The organism is Paenibacillus sp. SYP-B3998, from assembly GCF_010820665.1.
Classification (GTDB): domain Bacteria; phylum Bacillota; class Bacilli; order Paenibacillales; family NBRC-103111; genus Paenibacillus_E.
Window position 1 is genome coordinate 508,954 of sequence record NZ_JAAIKC010000002.1, and the last position, 21,469, is coordinate 530,422.

The window sequence follows — 21,469 nt, forward strand, 5'->3', positions numbered from 1 at the left end:
TATGTACCCCGGTATAAACCCGGAGAGTGTGTCGTCCAAATAATTGCAGACACGCACTCTCTCAGGCGTAAACCTTGCTTCGAAAGTTCTGTTTAGAATATAAATTCCATTGTTTCTAATGAACTTTTGCTGCTAGTCGATTGGTCATTGAACTTGATATGGCTTAATTGGGTTTGAGGATTTTCACAAATTTGCGATAATACAAACAAGAAATCCTTCAAAATTTTGTTAATCATCGTTGCTTTGAACAGCTTCGTGCCGTATTGGATGTCGCCTCTGATCAAACCGTTATCCTCGCTCATCGACACGATAAGATCAAATTTCACATCGTTCGAATAGTCGTGAACATATGGAGTCAGGTTTAGAGAATCAAACTCCACTTGACGATCCTCTGTATTTTGCAGCGCAAACATCGTGTCGAACACCGGATTACGGCTTGCATCTCGTTTCACATTCAATTGTTCTACGAGCACTTCAAAAGGATAATCTTGATGCTCAAAGGCTCCCAGTGTCGTTTCTTTCACTTCATTCAGGTAGGAAAGGAATGTTTTCGCTCCTGTCGGATAGCTGCGAATGGCTAGCGTCCCCACAAACATCCCAATGAGCGGCTCCAAATCCGCATGCGCTCTTCCAGCTATAGGAGTTCCCACAATAATGTCTTCTTGTCCGCTGTATTTGGAAAGCAGCACGGAATAGGCAGACAACAGAACCATGTACAGCGTACTTTCCTGATTCGCCGCCAGCTCATTCAACTGCTTTGAAACAGCTGGCTCAACTTCAAACTGGATACTCGCTCCTTCAAAGCTTCGGATCTGCGGTCTCTCATAATCGGTTGGTAAATCCAGAATCGGCAAGTCTCCTTCTAACGTATCCAGCCAGTACGCTTCCTGCTGCTTCAGCCGCTCGCTGTACGCTTCGGATTGCTGCCAAGCCGCGTAATCCTTGTACTGAATCGCTAGCGGTATCAGTTCCTCGCCGCCGTACAAGCGGACAAATTCCTCTACCAAAATATTCATTGAAACGCCGTCCGAGATGATGTGGTGCATATCGAACATCAGGATATGACGATCCTTCGCCAGCTCGATCAACCCCACTCGCAGCAGCGGCGGCTTCGCCAGTTCAAACGCGCGGATGAATCCACTCACGATGTCCCTGGCTTCTTCTTCACTCGCTTGCGTGTACTCCACCGCGAATTCGACGTGACTGTGCACCCGCTGCACGGGTTCGCCGCTGACCATTTCAAACCCTGTTCGCAGCGTCTCGTGACGCGCGATCAGTCCCTGGAACGCCGCTTCAAAGCGTTCCCGATCCAGCGCACCGCCAAGCGTCATCACCCCTGGCATATTGTAGCTCATCTCCGCTCCTTCAAGCTGATGCATGATGTACAACCGTTTTTGCGCCGAAGACAGCGGGTAAACCTCCCTCTCTTCCGCACGCGGGATCGCGGCATACGCCTTGCGCTCCATCCCCCCGATGGCCTGCGCCATCTCCTCTATCGTCGGATAGCGGAACACGTCACGCAGCGGCAAATTCACGCCCAGCTCCTTGTACAGCTTGCTCACTAACGTCGTCGCCCGCAGCGAGTGTCCGCCGAGCTCGAAGAAGTTGTCCTTCACGCTGGCGCTCGGCAAGCCGAGCACCTCTTGCCAGATGCGCGCCAACTGGGCTTCCAGACGGGTGCGAGGCGCTACGAATTCCGCTCCTGTCTGCACGTTCGCCTCTGGTGCCGGCAGCGCCCTTCGGTCGATCTTCCCGTTCTGCGTCAGCGGCATGCTCGCCAACTGCACAAAGTACGACGGGATCATATACCCCGGCAGCTCCTGCGACAACGCGCCTCGCAGCTCGCCCGCCGTCAGCGCCGCTTCCGCCACGAAGTATGCGCACAGCTGTTTCTGTCCGGCTTCATCCTCCAGCGCTAGCACGGTCGCTTCGTGCAGTCCCGCCACTTTCAGCAGCTGTGCCTCTACTTCCCCTAGCTCGATGCGGAAGCCTCGAATCTTCACCTGGTGGTCGATCCGGCCTAAATACTCGATGTTGCCATCCGGCAGCCATCTCGCCAAGTCCCCCGTTCGGTACATCCGCTCCCCTGGCGTGAACGGGTTCTTCACAAACTTTTCGTCCGTCAAATCGGGACGACCCCAATAGCCGCGTCCGACGCAATCCCCGGATACGTACAGCTCCCCGCCGATTCCGATAGGCTGCACCTGTAGCCCCTCGTCCAAAATGTACAGCTTCGTATTGGCAATCGGTTTGCCAATCGGCGGAAGACCAGCCGCAATCGTTTCAGGCTGCATCGTGAACGTCGTCACGACATGCGTTTCCGACGGGCCGTAGTGATTGTGTAAATGGATGCCTCGGCTTCGCAAGACCGCCTCAATTTGCGGCGTCACGACAAGCTGCTCGCCAGCCGTGATAATATGGCTGACGCAGTGCGGGAATTGCTCGGCCCATTCCGCTTCGGTGAAGATGAACTTCAGGAACGCTACTGGCAGATACAACACTTCGATCTTGCTTTCCTCGATGCGCGCAAACAATCGTTTCGGGTCTTTTCGCACCTCATTGCCAATCAGGCACAGGCATCCGCCGAACAGCAAGGCGGAGAACATCTCCTGATAGCACACATCAAAGCTGCCTGACGCATACTGCAAAACAGGCGACGGAAACGGAATGTTCGTTGCCGTGAACTGATACTGCAATAAGTTCGCCAGATTGCGATGCTCCAGCATCACACCCTTGGGATTCCCCGTCGTTCCCGACGTATAGATAATATAGAGCAAATGCGAAGCTTCGTTTTCGCTCGGCAAGTTCTCCTCGCGGCCTTCGTATAACGAGGCTTCGTGAACATCGATCTTTTCCACTTCCGGCGGAATCGACGCCAACCACGACTGCTCCGTCAGAACGAGCCTTGCTCCGCTGCTTGCCAGCATGTAATGGATACGCGTTTGCGGGTACTCCGGATCGATCGGCACGAACGTTCCACCCGCCTTGAGTACTGCAAGGACACTGACGACCATCTCGATGGAGCGGTCGACCATGATGCCAACAGGCTGCTGCGCCGTAACGCCGCTGTCTCTCAGCGTCCACGCCAGCTGATTCGCTCTCGCGTTCAGCTCCCGATACGTCAATTGCTGGTTCTCGAAGTCGACAGCCGTCGCTTCTGGCGTGCGATCTGCCTGCTCCTCGAACAGCTCGTGGATCGTCTTCTCGCGCGGATAATCCGCTGCCGTGTCATTGAACACATCCATAATCTGCGCCTGCTCCGCTGCCGTCACCATTTGAAGCTGCGCAAGGCTGGCTTGCGGATGGCCGATCACCGCGTCGATCAATTGCTCAAAGTGCCCCGCCATCCGCTCCACGGTTTCTTTCTTATACAAAGCAGTTGCAAACTCGATGCTGCAAAGGATACCTTCTTCGACTTCGCCGGCCTGGAAAGTCAGGTCGAATTTGGCCACCGTATGTTCATTCTCATACGGCTTGAACTGCAGCTCATGAATGTTCATATCGCCTTGTTCCGTGTTTTGGAGAATAAACATCGTGTCGAACACCGGGTTGCGGCTTAGGTCCCGCCTTACCTGCACGTTCTCCACAAGTTCCTCAAACGGATAATGTTGGTTCTCGTAAGCGCTGAGCGTCGTTTCCTTGACTTCCTCCAAATAAGAGAGGAACGATTTCTCTCCCGCCGGATAGCTGCGAATCGCCAATGTGCCTACGAACATGCCGATCAGCGGCTGCAAATCTCCGTGCGTTCGTCCCGCAATCGGCGTTCCGACGACGATATCTTCCTGCCCGGTATATTTATGCAGCATCGCCGTATAGGCGGCTAACAGCACCATGTACAACGTCGCTCCGTTTTCCACCGCCATGCGCCGTAATCTCTCGCTCTTCTGAGCATCGATCATAAATGGCAGCACGTCGCCCTCGAAACTTTGCGCCGCTGGACGCACATAGTCCGTCGGCATTTCCAGTACAGGCAGCTCCCCGCCGAGCGCCTTCAGCCAGTAGGCTTCTTCCTGCTGCAGGTGCTCCTTCTGCGCTGCGGACTGCTGCCACACCGCATAGTCCTTGTACTGAATGCGAAACGGCTGGAGCTCCTCTCCCCCATACAGACGAACAAAATCATTGATGAGAATCCCCATCGATGCTCCGTCGGAGACGATGTGATGCATGTCAAACATCAGGATATGACGATCCTTCGCAAGCGCGATCAGGCCTACCCGCAAGAGCGGCGGCTTCGCCAGATCAAACACGCGAACGAATCCACGCACCATGTCGGGAGTTTCTTCCACGCTCGCCTGCATATAGGCGACCGCGAAATCCACTTCCTGGTGTATGCGCTGCATCGGTTCGCCATCCACCATTTCAAAGCCGGTGCGCAGTGCCTCATGACGCGCGATCAGTCCGCGGAACGCCCTCTCCAAGCGATCCCTATCGAGCGATCCTTCGAGCAGCATCATTTGCGGCATGTTGTAGCTCAGTTCCGCGCCTTCCAATTGATGCAAAATGTACAGCCTCTTCTGGGCGGAGGAAACCGGGTAGTACGCCTGATCGGCAGCCTGAGGAATAACACTGTACGCCATCTGCTTCGTCTCGTTCATAACTTGAGCCAGTCCTTCCACCGTAGGGAAACGGAACACGTCCCGCAGCGGAACACTGACACCCATTTCCTTGTGCACCCTACTGACCAATGTGGTGGCGCGCAAGGAGTGTCCGCCGATTTCGAAGAAGTTGTCCTTCACGCCGACCTTCGCCAGTCCAAGCACAGCTTGCCAGATGATTGCCAGTCCAGCTTCCAGTTCGGTGCGAGGCGCGACATACTCGCCTCCCGTATGGATGCTTCCTTCCGCCGCTGGCAGCGCCTTGCGGTCGAGCTTTCCGTTTGCCGATAACGGCATCTGCGCCAGCTGCACAAAATACGACGGGATCATGTACCCCGGCAGCTCTTGTGACAGCGCATCCCTGAGCGCGCCCACTGTGAGCTCGCTGTCCGCGACGAAGTACGCGCACAGCGCCTTCTGGCCGCTTTCGTCCTCGCGGGCGACGACGACTGTTTCCCGAATGCCTGCTATTTTCAGCAGTTGCGCTTCCACTTCCCCAATCTCGATGCGGTATCCGCGAATCTTCACCTGATGGTCGATCCGGCCTAAGTACTCGATGTTGCCATCCGGCATCCATCTGGCCAAGTCGCCCGTTCGGTACATCCGCTCGCTCGCCGCAAACGGAATGGTTACGAACTTCTCTGCCGTCAGCTCGGGACGGTTCAAGTACCCTCTCGCCAGCCCCACGCCTGCGATGCATAATTCCCCTGCCACGCCAATCGGCTGCAATTGGTTTTCACTGCCTACGATATAGATTTGCGTGTTGTCGATCGGTTTCCCAATCGGCACGCTGCTGTACGCCTGATCGGCCTGACAGTCGAAATATGTCACATCCACGGTCGCTTCCGTAGGTCCGTACAGGTTAATGAGCCGCGCTCCATTCACTGGCGCGATGTAACGATAGAATCTCTCCACCTGCGTAGCGATCAACGCTTCACCGCTCGTAAACACTTGCCGCAGCGTTGACAGCTTGCTTCTCAGCTCCTGCTCTGGCTGCTGCTCCACGTACTCCAAGAAGGCGTGCAGCATTGATGGCACAAAATGCATCGTGCTGATATGCCCGCGCGCAATGGTTTCCACAATCGCAGCTGGGTTCTTTTCCCCGCCAACAGGCAGCAAGCATACTTTGGCGCCTATGAAAGCCCACCAGAACAACTCCCACACAGATACGTCGAACGTGATGGCCGTTTTCTGCAGGATCGTGTCCCCTTCGCCAATCGCGTATTGCTTCTGCATCCACATCAAGCGGTTGATGACCGAACCGTGCTCGACCACTACCCCTTTCGGTCGTCCCGTCGTTCCTGACGTATAGATGACATAGGCCGCATCTCCCGCGTCGTTAACGGCAGCCAGATTGGAGCCGTCAGCACGATAGACATGCTCGTCATCCAAGTTCAGCACAGTGCCTGCAAACGATACGCGCGACACGCTCTCTTGCAAATGGCCCTGCACCAAGAGCAGCTTCGCTCCCGAATCCTCCAGCAAGTAGCGGATGCGCTCTTCCGGGAACTCTGGATCGATCGGCACATAGGCCCCGCCAGCTTTCAGAATCGCCATGATACCGACCATCATGGCAAGCGAACGCTCAGTCATGATGCCAACGAGCTGATCCGCTTCTACGCCTGCTTCGCGCAGCGTTCGCGCCAATTGGTTCGCCCGCTCGTTCAATTCGCGGTACGTAAGATGCGCTTCTTCGAACACGACCGCTACCGCATCCGGGCCAAGCTCCACCTGCTCCTCGAACATCCGATGGATCGTCTTCTCCCGCGGATAGTCTGCTACCGTATCGTTAAACGCGGTGACAAGCTCCGTCTTCTCTTCCGCAGTCGCCAGTTCCAGTTCGCCTACAGCGACTTGCGGGTTAGCCGCGATTTGTTCCAGCACATGCACCAGATGTCCCTTTAACCGCTCCATGCTCGCCCGTTCAAACACCTGCGCGTTGTAATCAAAACGAATGACGATCTCTTCACCGGGGACGATCATCAGGTTGAAGTCATAGTTCGTTTGTTCCGCCACTTGGACATCCGTTATTGCTAGATTGCCGCTGCCGCCATCATCCTGGCTTCCAGCCTGCTCCATCTGCGCCTCGACAGGATAGTTCTCAAACACCATGATGTGGTTGATCAGGTCTTGCTTTTGCGTGCTTTGCGCCTGAATTTCATATAGCGGATAATAATCATAGCTGCCGGAATCCAGCGCCTGTCTTTGCAGGCTGCTCATCACCTCGGTAAAGCTCGTCCCCGCATCGCAAGAGACGCGAATCGGTATCGTGTTAATAAATAATCCGATCATCTCTACAATCCCCGGTATTTCTGCCGGTCTTCCCGATACGACGCCGCCGAATACCACATCGCTGGTGCCGTTGTATTTCTGCAACATAACGCCCCATGCCGCTTGCATCAACGTATTCAGCGTTACCTGATGCTGCTTCGCCACCCGGCTCATTCGTCCGCTCAGGCTATTACCCAATCCATAAACGACGTGTTCCGCCGCGTACGCTTCGCCTTGCCCTAACCCCTTCGCCTGCGTCTTCCCTTGCGGCAGCGCCGTCTTCCCTTCGTACCCGGCCAAATAATCGGCCCAATATTGGGACGCGGCTTCCCCGTCTTGCTTTTCCAGCCACTCGATATACTGACTGTAGGACGGTACCGCCGTCCATACAGGATGATCGTGCTTCACGTATGCAGCGTACGTTTCAAACAATTCCTGGGTAAGCTGCGGCAAACACCAACCGTCCATCAGAATATGATGGGAACTCCAGAGCACCAGATAGCTTTCTTCTCCAGTACGGATCGCCGTTACGCGCATCAGTTCATCCTGCTCCAAATCAAATCCCCGCGCCTTGTCTGCGCTCGCCATATTCTCGACGCACACTTTACGCTCGTCCTCCGACAGATCGCGCAAGTCTTCATAGGCAAATCCAATCCGCTTGCTTCGGTATACAATTTGCAGAGGCTCTCCTTTGAAGCCATCGTAGAAGTTTGTTCGCAATACGGCATGGCGGCTTGCCAACAGGTCAAAGCTTTTGATGAAATGATCCACTTCAAGAGCTCCTCGCAGAGCAAACCGCGTTTGTTCAAAATACGTGCCCGTATGCTGATCCAACTTGCTATGGAACCACATACCTTTCTGCATCGGCGTCAACGTGTAGATGTTTTCGATTTCCCCGATATGACGCGTTCGTTCCGTCAAAAGCTCCAGTTCCTCCACGTTCAGTCCCTTGAGCAGCACGTCGCTCGGCGTCATTTCCGTCCGCTCTTTGGCTGCGCAATGCGCGATGATCTCCTGGAGGCTTTCTCGCAGCCATTGGGTCAATTTGGCCATTGTCTCTCTGCGGTATGCTTTCCCGTTATAACTCACGTTGATGTTCAATAAGCCGTCCGCAATCATCCCGTTGATGTTCAAAACATATTGATGAACCTGATTGTCGCTAACATCCGTGCCGCTGGAGTAGGGTGAAATTCCCATCTCATTGTTTTGCAAATCCTGATCGAACTGACCCAAGTAATTGAAACTAACTTCCGGCTTTGCACGCCTCACAGCTTCATCTGTATGTTCGGATAAATATCGGCATAGGCCATATCCGATCCCCTTGTTCGGGATCTGACGCAAATCTTCCTTCACCTTCTTGATTCGGTAAGATAGATCCATATTCGCTTGCATTTCAATTGCGACGGGATACAAGCTTGTAAACCATCCCACGGTGCGTGTGATGTCGATATCCGTCAGGATGGATTCGCGTCCGTGTCCTTCCAAATTGACCAACATGCGATCATGTCCGCTCCACTTCTGTACAGCTATCCCTAGCGCCGTTAACAGAATGTCGTTCATCTCCGTGTTATACGCCCGGTGTACTTGCTTGAGCAGCTGCTCCGTTTCTTCTCGGCTCCACTGAACACCAATGGACTCGCTATCCTGATGCAACCAGCCGTCTGCTTCCCAATCCCTGGGTAGCGGCTTCGTTTCGACTTGCCCAATGCGCTCCCAGTACGCCCGTTCGTCCGTTATCGTCGTACTTTGCGCATACGCCGCAAGCTGCTCGGACCATGTGCGGTACGCATCGGTCTTCGCTGGCAGGCGAATCTCTTCGCCTTGCACGGCTTGCTCATAGCCGATTGCGATATCTTCCAGCAAAATCCGCCACGATACACCGTCGATCACGCCATGATGAATGACGATCAGCAAATGATCCCCGTCCGCACACTGGAACAGCCCAGCCTTCACCAGCGGACCCGTCTCCAGATTCATACGGCTTTGAATCTCGTTTGCTTTCGCTTCGATGGCCTGTTCAAGCGCCGCTTCTCCTCTGAAATCCACCACTTCCAGGCTGTAAAGCTCGCCCTCGGCGATGCCTCGGTTCCATCCGATATACTCGCCGTTGTCCGCCATGCGGAACACCATCCGCAGCGCATCGTGATGCTCCGTTACCTTCTGCATCACCTTGCGGATCGCCCCTTCGTCGAATCCTTCCTTCCGATGCAGCATAACCGATTGATTGAAGTGATGCGGATCGGCAAACTGCTGCTCAAAGAACCATTTCTGAATCGGCAGCAGCGCTGCCTCTCCAGTCACTTCGCCCTGATCGGCCATTCTCGCTACAGGCTGAACATGCAAGACCAGCTGCGCGATGGTCGGATATTTGAACAAATCGCGGATTTCCAGCTTGTAACCAGCTTGATGCAATCTGGAAGATACCTGAATCGATTTGATCGAATCGCCGCCCAGCTCGAAGAAGTGATCCGTCACCCCGACACGTTCTGCGCCCAATACAGCCTGCCACACAGCTGCAAGCGTCTTCTCCAGCTCGGTGCGAGGTGCGACATACTCGCCTCCCGTATGGATGCTTCCTTCCGGCATCGGCAGCGCCTTGCGGTCGAGCTTGCCGTTTGCCGATAACGGCATCTGCGCCAGCTGTACAAAATACGACGGGATCATGTACCCCGGCAGCTCTTGCGACAGCGTACCCCTGAGCGCGCCCACCGTGAGCTCGCTGTCCGCGACGAAGTACGCGCACAGCGCCTTCTGACCGCTCTCGTCCTCGCGAGCGACGACGACTGTTTCCCGAATGCCTGCTATTTTCAGCAGTTGCGCTTCCACTTCCCCAATCTCGATGCGGTATCCGCGAATCTTCACCTGATGGTCGATCCGGCCCAAGTACTCGATGTTGCCATCTGGCATCCATCTGGCCAAGTCGCCCGTTCGGTACATCCGCTCGCCAGCCGCAAACGGGATGGGCACGAACTTCTCTGCCGTCAGCTCGGGACGGTTCAAGTACCCTCTCGCCAGTCCCACGCCTGCGATGCACAGCTCACCCGCCACGCCAATCGGCTGTAGTTGGTTTTCGCTGCCCACGATATAGATTTTCGTGTTGTCGATCGGTTTCCCAATCGGTACGCTGCTGTACGCTTGATCGGCCTGACAGTCGAAGTACGTCACATCCACGGTCGCTTCCGTAGGTCCGTACAGGTTAATGAGCCGCGCTCCATTTACTGGCGCGATATAACGATAGAATCTCTCCACCTGCGTAGCGATCAACGCTTCACCGCTTGTAAACACTTGCCGCAGCGTTGACAGCTTGCTTCTTATCTCCTGCTCCGGCTGTTGCTCCACATACGCTAGGAAAGCGTGTAGCATCGATGGCACGAAATGCATCGTACTGATATGCCCGCGCGCAATGGTTTCCACAATCGCAGCTGGGTTCTTTTCCCCGCCAACGGACAGCAGGCATACTTTGGCGCCTATGAAAGCCCACCAGAACAGCTCCCACACGGATACGTCGAACGTGATGGCCGTTTTCTGCAGGATCGTGTCCCCTTCGCCAATCGCGTATTGCTTCTGCATCCACATCAAGCGGTTAATGACCGAACCGTGCTCGACCACAACCCCTTTCGGTCGTCCCGTCGTTCCTGACGTATAGATGACATAGGCCGCATCTCCCGCGTTGTTAACGGCAGCCAGATTGGAGCCGTCAGCACGATAAGCATGCTCGTCATCCAAGCTCAGCACGGTGCCTGCAAACGATACGCGCGACACGCTCTCTTGCAAATGGCCCTGCACCAAGAGCAGCTTCGCTCCCGAATCCTCCAGCAAGTAGCGGATGCGCTCTTCCGGGAACTCTGGATCGATCGGCACATAGGCCCCGCCAGCTTTCAGAATCGCCATGATACCGACCATCATGGCAAGCGAACGCTCAGTCATGATGCCAACGAGCTGATCCGCTTTTACGCCCATATCGCGCAGCGTTTGCGCCAATTGGTTCGCCCGCTCGTTCAATTCGCGGTACGTGAGCTGCGCTTCCTCGAACACGACCGCTACCGCATCCGGGCCAAGCTCCACCTGCTCCTCGAACATCCGATGGATCGTTTTCTCCCGCGGATAGTCTGCTGCCGTATCATTGAACACGGTGACAAGCTCCGTCTTCTCTTCCGCAGTCGCCAGTTCCAGTTCGCCTACAGCGACTTGCGGATTAGCCGCGATTTGTTCGAGCACATGCACCAGATGTCCCTTTAACCGCTCCATGCTCGCCCGTTCAAACACCTGCGCGTTGTAATCAAAACGAATGACAATCTTCTCTCCAGGCATGATCATCAGGTTGAAGTCATAGTTCGTTTGTTCTGCCACCTGAACATCCGTAATCACCAGATTGCCGCTATCATCCTGGCTTCCTGCTTGCTCCATCTGCGCTTCGACAGGGTAGTTCTCGAACACCATGATGTGTTTAATCAGGTCTTGCTTTTGCGCGATCTGCGCCTGGATTTCATATAGCGGATAATAATCGTAGCTGCCCGAATCCAGCGCCTGTCTTTGCAGACTGCCCATCATCTCGGCAAAGCTCATCCCCGCATCGCAAGTGACGCGAATCGGTATCGTGTTAATAAATAACCCGACCATTTGTTCAATCCCGGGGATTTCTTCGGGTCTTCCCGATACAACGCCGCCGAATACTACGTCGTCGGTTCCGTTATATTTCTGCAACATAATGCCCCATACCGCTTGCATCAACGTATTCAGCGTCACCTGATGCTGCTTCGCCACCCGGCTTAATCGTCCGCTCAGGCTATTACCCAAATCGCAAACGACGTGTTCCGCTGCGTACGCCTCGCCTTGGCCTTGCGCCTTCCCTTGCGGCAGCGCCGTCTGCCCCTCGTATCCGGCCAAGTACTCGGCCCAATATTTGGAAGCAGCTTCCCCGTCCTGCTTCTCCAGCCACTCGATATACTGACTATAGGACGCTACCGCCGTCCATTCAGGATGATCGTGCTGTACATATGCGGCGTACGCTTCAAACACTTCTTTGGTGATGATCGGCAGGCACCAACCATCCATCAAAATATGGTGGAAACTCCAGAGAATCTGATAAGCTTCTTCCCCTGTGCAGATCACCGTTATACGCATCAAAGCATCCTTTTTCAAATCAAATCCTTTGATCTTATCCTGTCTGACCAGATTCTCGATATGCGCTTTCCACTCGTCATCTTCCAGATCGCGTAAGTCTTCATAGGCAAATTCAATCCGCTTGTCCCGATGTACGATTTGGAGAAGTTCGCCTTTGTAACCACTGTAAAAGTTTGTTCGCAGAACGGCATGGCGTTTCGCCGCCAACTCCCAGCTTTTAGCGAAAGCGTCCACATCAAGAGCTCCCTGCATCGTAAAGCGCGTTTGTTCAAAATACGCACCCGCATGCTGATCCATAACGCTGTGGAACCACATTCCCTTTTGCATCGGCGTGAGCGTATATATGTTCTCGATCTCTCCAAGGTGACGGGTTTCTTCGGCAATACGCTCCAGTTCTTCCACGCTCAGTCCCTTAAACAAGACGTCGCTTGGTGTCAGCTCTGAACGCTCTTTCGCTACGCAATGCGCGATGATCTCCTTGAGGCTCATCTGCAGTCGTCCAGCCAGTTCCTGTATCGTCTCCGTACGGTATGCCACGCCATTGTAGGAAAGATCAAACGACAACACGCCGTCCGTAATCATCCCATTGATGTTCAAAACATATTGGAGCGTCTGATCGCTGCTGAGGTTTTCACCATTGGAATATGGCGAGAGCTCCATATGATTGTTTTGCAAATCTTGATCGAACTGTCCCAAATAATTGAAACTGATTTCTGGCTTTGCGCGCCTCGCCGATCCATCTGTATGTTCAGACATATATCGATAGATGCCATACCCAATCCCCTTGTTCGGAATTTGGCGCAGATCCTCTTTCACCTTTTTGATCCGATAGGACAGATTTTCACCTGGTTCGTTATCAAGCAACAATGGATACTCGCTCGTAAACCAGCCCACAGTGCGCGTGATATCGACATCCGGCAGGATGGATTCGCGCCCATGTCCTTCCAGGTTGACCAATACACGCTCGTGACCGCTCCACTTCTGCACAGCTATCCCTAGCGCCGTTAACAAAATGTCGTTCATCTCCGTGTTATAAGCCCGATGAACCTGCTTGAGCAGCTGCTCCGTTTCTCCTCGAGTCCACTGAACGACGATGGACTCGCTGTCCCGCAGCAACGAATAAGTCGTTTCACGGTCCTTAGGCAGCGGTTTCGCATCTATTTGCTCGATGCGCCGCCAATAGGCCCATTCGTTCTCCCTCTCCGAGCTTTGCGCATACGCTGCGAGTTGTTCAGACCAAGTGCGGTACGCATCCGTCTTGGCTGGTAGCCCCACTTCTTCACCTTTCGCGGCCTGCTCATAGCCGATCCCGATATCTTCCAACAAGATCCGCCAGGATACGCCGTCAACCACACTATGATGAATGACAATCAGCAGATGATCGCCGTCCGCACATTGAAATAAACCGACTTTCACCAGCGGACCCGCTTCAAGCTCCATGCTGCTTTGAATCTCGTTCGCTTTCGCTTCGATCGCCTGTTCAAGTTCCGTTTCTCCCTTAAAGTCCACGACTTCCAGACTGTAAAGACTGCCTTCTGCGATTCCCCGGTTCCACGCCGCATACGCGCCGTTTTCTGCCAAGCGAAACACCATCCTGAGCGCGTCGTGATGCTCCGTAATCTTCTGCAATACCTTGCGGATCGCGGTTTCGTCAAATCCCTCCTTTTGGTAAAGTATGATCGATTGATTGAAGTGGTTAGGGGCGGCAAGCTCCTGTTCAAAAAAACTTCGTAGTATCGGAGTCAGCAGTACCTCTCCTATCACCTCACCTTGGTTGGCTTTTTTGACAACAGGCTGAATATGCAAGCTCAACTGCGCGATGGTCGGATATTTGAACATGTCGCGAATTTCCAGCTTGTAACCAGCTTGATGCAATCTGGATGAAACCTGAATCGATTTGATCGAATCGCCTCCCAGCTCGAAGAAGTGATCTGTTACGCTGACACGCTCTGCGCCCAATACAGCCTGCCATACGGTCGTGAGCGTTTTCTCCAGCTCCGTTCGAGGCGCGACGTATGCTCCCCCGGTATGCACGCTTCCATCTGGAGCTGGTAGCGCCTTGCGGTCGATCTTTCCGTTTGATGTTAACGGCATCTGCGGAAGCTGAACAAAGTAGGAAGGGATCATGTATCCTGGAAGTTCATGAGACAACACGTCTCTTAATTCGCCCACAGTCAGCTCTTGATCCGCCACAAAGTACGCGCATAAAGCTTTCTGACCGCTCTCCTCCTCCCGCGCCGTCACGACTGCTTCTTGAACCGAAGCTACCTTCAAGAGATGCGCTTCCACCTCGCCAAGCTCAATCCGATAGCCGCGAATTTTCACCTGATAGTCGATCCTGCCTAGATATTCAATGTTCCCATCTGGCAGCCATCTGGCCAGATCACCCGTCTTGTACATCCGCTCTCCAAGCTGAAAAGGATTAGCTATGTAATTCTCTGCGGTCAACTCCGAACGATTCAAGTAGCCTCGTCCTACACTTGCACCGCCAATGTGGACTTCACCTATAATGCCGATCGGAACTACCTTCTGCTGCGAATCCAATAGGTAGACAGACTGATTCGCCAGTGGCTTTCCTAACGGCACTGTGTGGAATCGGAATGTTTCTTCCTCGCCAATGGTATAGGCCGTTGTGTCAACACAGCACTCTGTAGGTCCATAGACATTCGTGATTTGAGGGCGATAGCCGGGCCATCTGTTTGCCATTTCAGCAACAAGCTGCCCAGGCAATGCTTCCCCGCCAATAATAAAATGCTGCACATTTAAATCCGTAAACAAATGAGACATTTCGAGCAATATCCGAAGATGAGCCGGCGTGCCGTCGGAAATATGGATGTGATGAGATTGATAATAGGCAACAAGCTGCTCTCCGTTAATTGCAGTTTCTTTGGGTACGATGTGGAGCGTATGTCCCAGTAAAATACTGGCGAATATTTGCTGTACAGAAGCATCGAACACATAAGGCGACAACCATGCAATACGTGCGGGCGATTGGTAGGCGCTGTAAATATGCTTCGTTAAGCCGGCAATTAAGTTGCTGACATTTCGCTGCTCGATCATGACACCTTTCGGATTTCCTGTCGTACCCGAAGTATAGATGACATAAGCCAGATGATGCGGAGCAGAAAGACTTGTCAAATTGACACCGCTCTCTGTGATCAAAAGCTCATCTGTCAGCACGATACGTTGTACGCCTGTCGGCAAGTCCATCGTTTGTTCCTGCCCAGTCAGAACCAGATCTACGCCGCTGTCCGCAAGTATGTAATGAATGCGTTCCTCTGGGTAAGAAGGATCGATGGGTACATACGCGCCGCCGGCTTTTAAAATCCCGATAATTCCGATGATCATCCGGGCCGAACGCTCCATCATGATCCCAACCGCCTCATCGGCTTGCACCCCTGCAGCTCGCAGCTTTCTTGCCAGTCTGTTTGCTCCTTCATTCAGTTCGCGGTAAGTCAGCTGCCGATCCTCGCAGACAACCGCCACCTGCTCTGCTGAACGATCCGCCTGCTCTTCAAACAACTGATGGAGTGGCTTCTCATGCGAAAATTCAACTTCCGAATCGTTAAACACATCGATAATTTGACTCATTTCTTCATCTGTAATCATCTCTATAGATGAAAGTTTGATCTGAGGATTATTCACAATGGAGACGAGCAATTGCTCGAAATGCTTCATCATCCGTACTACCGTTTCCCGCTTGTACAAGGCGGTAGCAAACCCGAAGCTGCATGCTAATCCATCCTTGCCTTCACCCACAGTCAGACTCAAGTCAAACTTCGCAGCCGTCATCTTATTCGCATAAGGCAATAGGCGCAGGCCGTCAATCTCAAATTTCCCCTGCTCCGTGTTTTCGAGGGCAAATATCGTATCAAAGAGTGGATTGCGGCTTAAATCTCTGGATATATGCAATTTCTCAACCAGTTCTTCAAACGGATAGTCCTGATGCTCGAACGCGCCCAGGGTCGTTTCCTTAACTTCCTCCAGATAGGACAGGAATGTCTTCTCTCCTGCTGGATAATTGCGAATCCCTAGCGTATTGACGAACATCCCGATGAGCGGTTCCAAATCGCCGTGCGTTCTTCCCGCAATCGGCGTACCCACGATGATATCTTCCTGACCTGTATACTTTTGCAGCAATATCGTATAGGCCGCAAGCAGCACCATGTACAACGTGGTTCTTCGCTCAGCCGCAAGCTGCCGAACCCCTTCGCTCAACGCTGGATCGATAACAAATTCGAAAGCGTCTCCTTCATACTTCTGCACAGCAGGGCGCACATAATCCGTCGGTAGCTCCAGCACCGGCAATTCGCCACGGAGCCTATTCAGCCAGTACGATTCCTGCTGTTTCATCTGATTCCTCTGCACTTCGGACAACTGCCATACGGCATAATCTTTGTACTGAATACGCAGCGGTGACAGCTCTTCACCACTGTACAAGCGGGCGAATTCTTCCACCAGAATTCCCATAGAGACGCCATCGGAGATGATGTGATGCATGTCGAATATTAAGATATGCCGATCCTTCGCCAGTTCGATCAGCCCTACCCGCAAGAGCGGCGGCTTCTCCAAATCAAACGTGCGAATAAATTGACGGATTCTTTCTTCCGTTTCTTCTTCGCTTGCAAATATGTACGTTAGGGCAAAGCTCACTTCGTCGTACACCCGCTGCACAAGCTCGCCTTCCACCATCTCAAAGCCCGTGCGCAGTGTCTCGTGACGTGCGATCAGGTGCCGGAACGCCTCCTCGAACCGCTCTTTATGGAGTTCCCCCTCGAGCAGCATCACGCCCGGCATGTTGTAGTTCTGTTCAGCGCCCTCCATTTGCTGCAAAATGTAAATCCGCTTCTGGACTGAGGACACTGGGTAGTAGTCTCTTTTTTCGATCTGCGGAATTAAACTGTACGATTGCTCTTCCATTCCACTAATGACTTTGGCTATTTCCTCAACCGTCGGGAATCGGAACATATCGCGCAGCGGAAGACTGATATTCATTTCTTTATGTACCTTGCTTACCACCGTTGTTGCCCGCAAGGAATGGCCGCCGATTTCAAAGAAGTTATCCTTGACGCCAATCGTCTTCAGCCTAAGCACTTCCTTCCAAATATTTACCAGTTCCTCTTCCAATGGCGTGCGAGGAGCTACATATTCCACACCCGTCTGCATGTTCTCTTCTGGAGCAGGCAGCGCCTTGCGGTCAATCTTCCCGTTCGGCGTTAACGGCATCCGCTCCAGTTGCACCAGGTACGATGGAACCATATAAGTCGGCATTTCCTGCGACAACGTCGCATTCAGTTCACTTACCGTCAGCAGCTTGTCAGCTACGAAATACGCGCATAGCTGGCTCACTCCACTCTCATCTTCTCGCGCAATGACGATTGCCTCTTGAACAGACTCCACTTTCAAGAGCTGCGTTTCGACTTCACCTAGTTCGATTCGATAGCCGCGAATTTTCACTTGATGGTCGATCCGTCCCAAATACTCAATCATTCCGTTTGGCATCCATCTTGCCAAATCCCCTGTGCGGTACATACGCTCGCCTTCTCTGAAGCGGCTGAAGACAAACTTCTCCGCCGTCAACTCCGGTCGGTGCAAATAGCCCCGTGCCAATCCTGCTCCTGCAATGCACAGTTCACCGGGCACGCCAACAGGTGTCAATTGCCCACTCGGGTCCACCATATAGACGCGATGATTCGGGATCGGACGACCGATTGAAATCATGCTGCTCGCTAGCGGATCCGTTGACACAGACCAAATGGACGTGGCTACGGAATTTTCTGTCGGGCCGTAGCCGTTATAGTACATCACCTTATCTTTCCACTTCTGCACAAGTTCCGTAGACGATGCGGACCCTGCCGTGAACAAAATGCGCAAATTCGGCATCCTATCAGGTTCCAAATACACCGCATAGGTTGGAGGCAGCGCCGCCACGGTGATTCCGTGATCAGCCATATAATCTTCAAACAGACGGTAATTCAAAATCGTCGCGGAAGTCGGCACGTATAAGGTCGCTCCGCAGAACAAGGCTTGGAAAAACTCCCAACAAGCAGCATCAAACGAATAGCTGGCAAACTGCATAATCTTGTCCTGCAAGCCGATATGGAGCGTATGATCGAAATAGGTTTTCAAATTGCATAAGCCGTGATGCTCAACCATAACCCCTTTCGGCTTACCCGTCGTTCCCGACGTGTAGATAACATAAGCCAGATTGTTCGGGCCAGAATCCAACGCCAGATTCGAACCGTCTTCGCTGTAAGACGACGCGTCATCCAACAACACGATGTTCCCGGTGAACGCGGCATTCTCTCGTAAATGGCTTTGCAGCAGCATCAGCTCTGCACCAGAATCCTCCATGATGTAACGAATGCGCTCTTCTGGATACTCCGGATCAATTGGCACATAAGCTCCGCCAACTTTCAGAATCGCCATGATACCCACCATCATGTCAAGTGAACGCTCGACCATAATTGCTACCAATTGTTCCGTCTGTACCCCTGCTTCTTGCAACGTCCTAGCTAGACGATTCGCTCGCTCATTCAATTCCCGGTACGTCAACTGCTGATCTTCAAATACGACCGCAACCGCCTCAGGGGATCGCTGTACCTGATCCTCGAACAGCTGATGAATGGTTTTCTCCCGCGGATAATCAGCTGCCGTTTCGTTAAAAATGTGAAGCAACTGATGCTTCTCAGGTCCAGATAATAGTTCCACACTGCCTATTTCAATATCAGGATTGTATAAAACGATAGAAAATATATGGTCCAAATGACTGATAGTCTGAGCGATAAATTCGTTGTTATATAAATTTTCGTTATAGATCGCATTCAAATAGATTGAATCGTTTTCTAATTCAAATTCAAACGCGATATCCGAAACAACGCTTTGACTGTAATCAACCGTATGCAATTGTTTCAAGGAAACGAGTGTATGGATAACGGGAACGCCATCTGTAACCTGTAAATGCAAACGTTCCGTCATTTTCCGAAATGGGATATTTTGATGATTGATTGCTTCAGTTAGAGAAGACTTCAATGCATTCAGCAATAACTTAAATGTACGGTCTGCACTGATCTTATCCCTGAGAACAACCACATTGTTAATAGGCCGCCGCGACTCCTTGGACTTTCTGACAACAGGCATGGCCAACAGAATATGGTCTTCATTCGTATATTTGTAAAGTAAACATTGAACCCCTGTTAATAAGATCATGAAAGCTGCCAAATCAGAACCTTTTGACATTTGTACAATCCGCTCAGACACGTTAACAGACAACATGGTGGAGAAACAATGGCGACTAGCTGCTGAGTTGCTCGGGGCTTTGCTATAAGGCAGTATGGTAGGCGTATTTTCCTCACCTTCAAATTTATCATTCCAATAAACAATCTCTTTTTCAAATGCCACCTTAATCATCTCCCCTTTCTTCCGAAAAAGCCAAGTTGGACTCATACACAACATCCTTTGCGTGTGTGCTGCCGCCAGAGCAGCAACACACACGCGCAACGGATGAATTAGAAAACAAAATCAAATGCCTCTCCCGACATCACCTCTTGGCCGACATTGCTTAGTTGAATGTCCTTTAACAGCACGTAAGGCTGCTCGCAAACTTGAGAGATAATCACCAATAAATCTTCAGCAAAATTGTCGATCATATTCTTACTGAACAGCTTTGTGCAATATTCAAAGTGACCGCTCATCGCGCGATCTTCCAGCTTAATCTCTAAGGTCAAATCGAATTTGGCAATCGTATGATGTTGTGCATAAGGTTCCAAGGTGAACGTTCCGAAACCATCTGTCCGCTCTTCTGTGTTTTGGAGCACTAACATGGTGTCAAACAGAGGATTGCGACTTAGGCTCCACTTCGCCTGCACCTTTTCCAAAAGCTCCTCAAACGGATAATCCTGGTTTTCATAGGCGCCTAAGGTCATCTCTTTGACTTCGTTCAAATAGGACAAGAACGTTTTCTCGCCAGTCGGGTAGTTACGAATTGCGAGCGTACCCACGAACATGCCAATGAGAGATTCCAGATCCGCATGCGTTCTTCCCGCAATCGGCGTACCTACGATAATGTCTTCTTGCGCCGAGTACTTATGAAGCAAGATTGTATAGACGGTCATCAACACCATGTACAGCGTTGATCCGGTATTTTCGGCGATTCGCTGCAAGCCATCGCTTCTCTGCTCGTCAATGACAAAGTTCAACACGTCTCCCTCATAGCTGCGCATAACGGGTCTCGCAAAATCGGTTGGCAGCTCCAACTGCGGCAGCTCGCCATCCAATACGTTCAACCAATAAGCTTCCTGCTCTTTCATTCGTTCACTCTGCGACTCCGACTGTTGCCATGCCGCGTAATCCTTGTACTGAATACGAAGAGGAGGCAGAACCTCTCCACTGTATAGGCGGACAAACTCATCTATCAAAATACCCATGGAAACTCCGTCAGAAATAATGTGATGCATATCATATAACAGCAGATGACGGTCCGGTTCCAGTTCAATCAGACCTATACGCAACAGTGGCGCGCATCCCAAATCAAATGTGCGTACGAATTGTTGGGCAATTTCGTCTACCTCATCCTCACCCGCTTGCCTGAATGACACTGCAAAATCTACTTTCGACTGTATCCGTTGTACGGGTTCGCCGCTGACCATAGCGAAACTTGTGCGTAACGTCTCATGACGTGCGATTAGCTCGCGGAACGCTTCCTCGAATCGCTCTCGTTCCAGCGATCCATTCATAATGACCGCTCCCGGCATATTGTAACTTTGCTCTGCGCCTTCCAGCTGATGCGAAATATATAACCGTTTTTGCGCGAACGTTACCGGATAGTGCTCGCTTTCTTCGGCTAGCGGAATCGTTTTGTATTCGGCTTGCTCCATGCCGCTGATTGCTTGGGCCATTTCTTCGATGGTTGAGAAACGGAACACATCCCGTAGCGGAAGAACGACGTTCAACTCCTGATGCACCTTGCTGACCAACGTCGTTGCACGCAAGGAGTGTCCGCCAAGATCGAAGAAGTTGTCCTTTACACCGACCTTCTCCAGCCCGAGCACTCCCTGCCAGATGCGCACCAGCTTCACTTCCAGCGATGTACGTGGCGCTGTATACGTTGCTCCCGTATTCATGCTGCTTTCTGGCGCCGGGAGCGCCTTTCGGTCAACCTTCCCGTTTGACGTAAGCGGCATCTGCGCGAGCTGCACAAAGTACGACGGGATCATGTACGACGGCATGCCTTGCGACAGCGTCCCTCTCAGCTCGCTTACCGTCAGTGGTCGATCCGCTACGAAGTACGCGCACAACTGCTTCTCTCCGTCATCATCTGCTCGCGCAATGACAAGAGCCTCCTGAACGGACGCCACCTTCTGCAACTGCGCTTCCACTTCGCCCAGCTCAATCCGATAACCCCGTATTTTCACCTGATGATCGATCCGGCCCAAGTACTCGATGTTGCCGTCCGGCAGCCATCTCGCCAAGTCTCCTGT

Annotated in this window: 2 protein-coding genes; both read right to left on the bottom strand. The window is 52.4% G+C overall.

Annotated elements, in window-relative coordinates:
- Positions 1 to 92: 92 nt before the first annotated feature.
- The gene (locus GK047_RS10325; protein WP_163945208.1) at positions 93 to 19,436 is read right to left on the bottom strand and encodes a non-ribosomal peptide synthase/polyketide synthase; all 19,344 of its coding nucleotides are present in this window, start codon (positions 19,434 to 19,436) and stop codon (positions 93 to 95) included.
- A gap of 62 nt (positions 19,437 to 19,498) precedes the next feature.
- On the bottom strand, positions 19,499 to 21,469 hold a 1,971-nt coding region (locus tag GK047_RS10330; protein WP_240343872.1), incomplete at its 5' end, for a condensation domain-containing protein.

What these genes read in the sequence shown, in the direction of transcription:
- GK047_RS10325 (WP_163945208.1), bottom strand. Translation starts at nt 19,436, where the DNA reads ATGAGTCCAACTTGGCTTTTTCGGAAGAAAGGGGAGATGATTAAGGTG.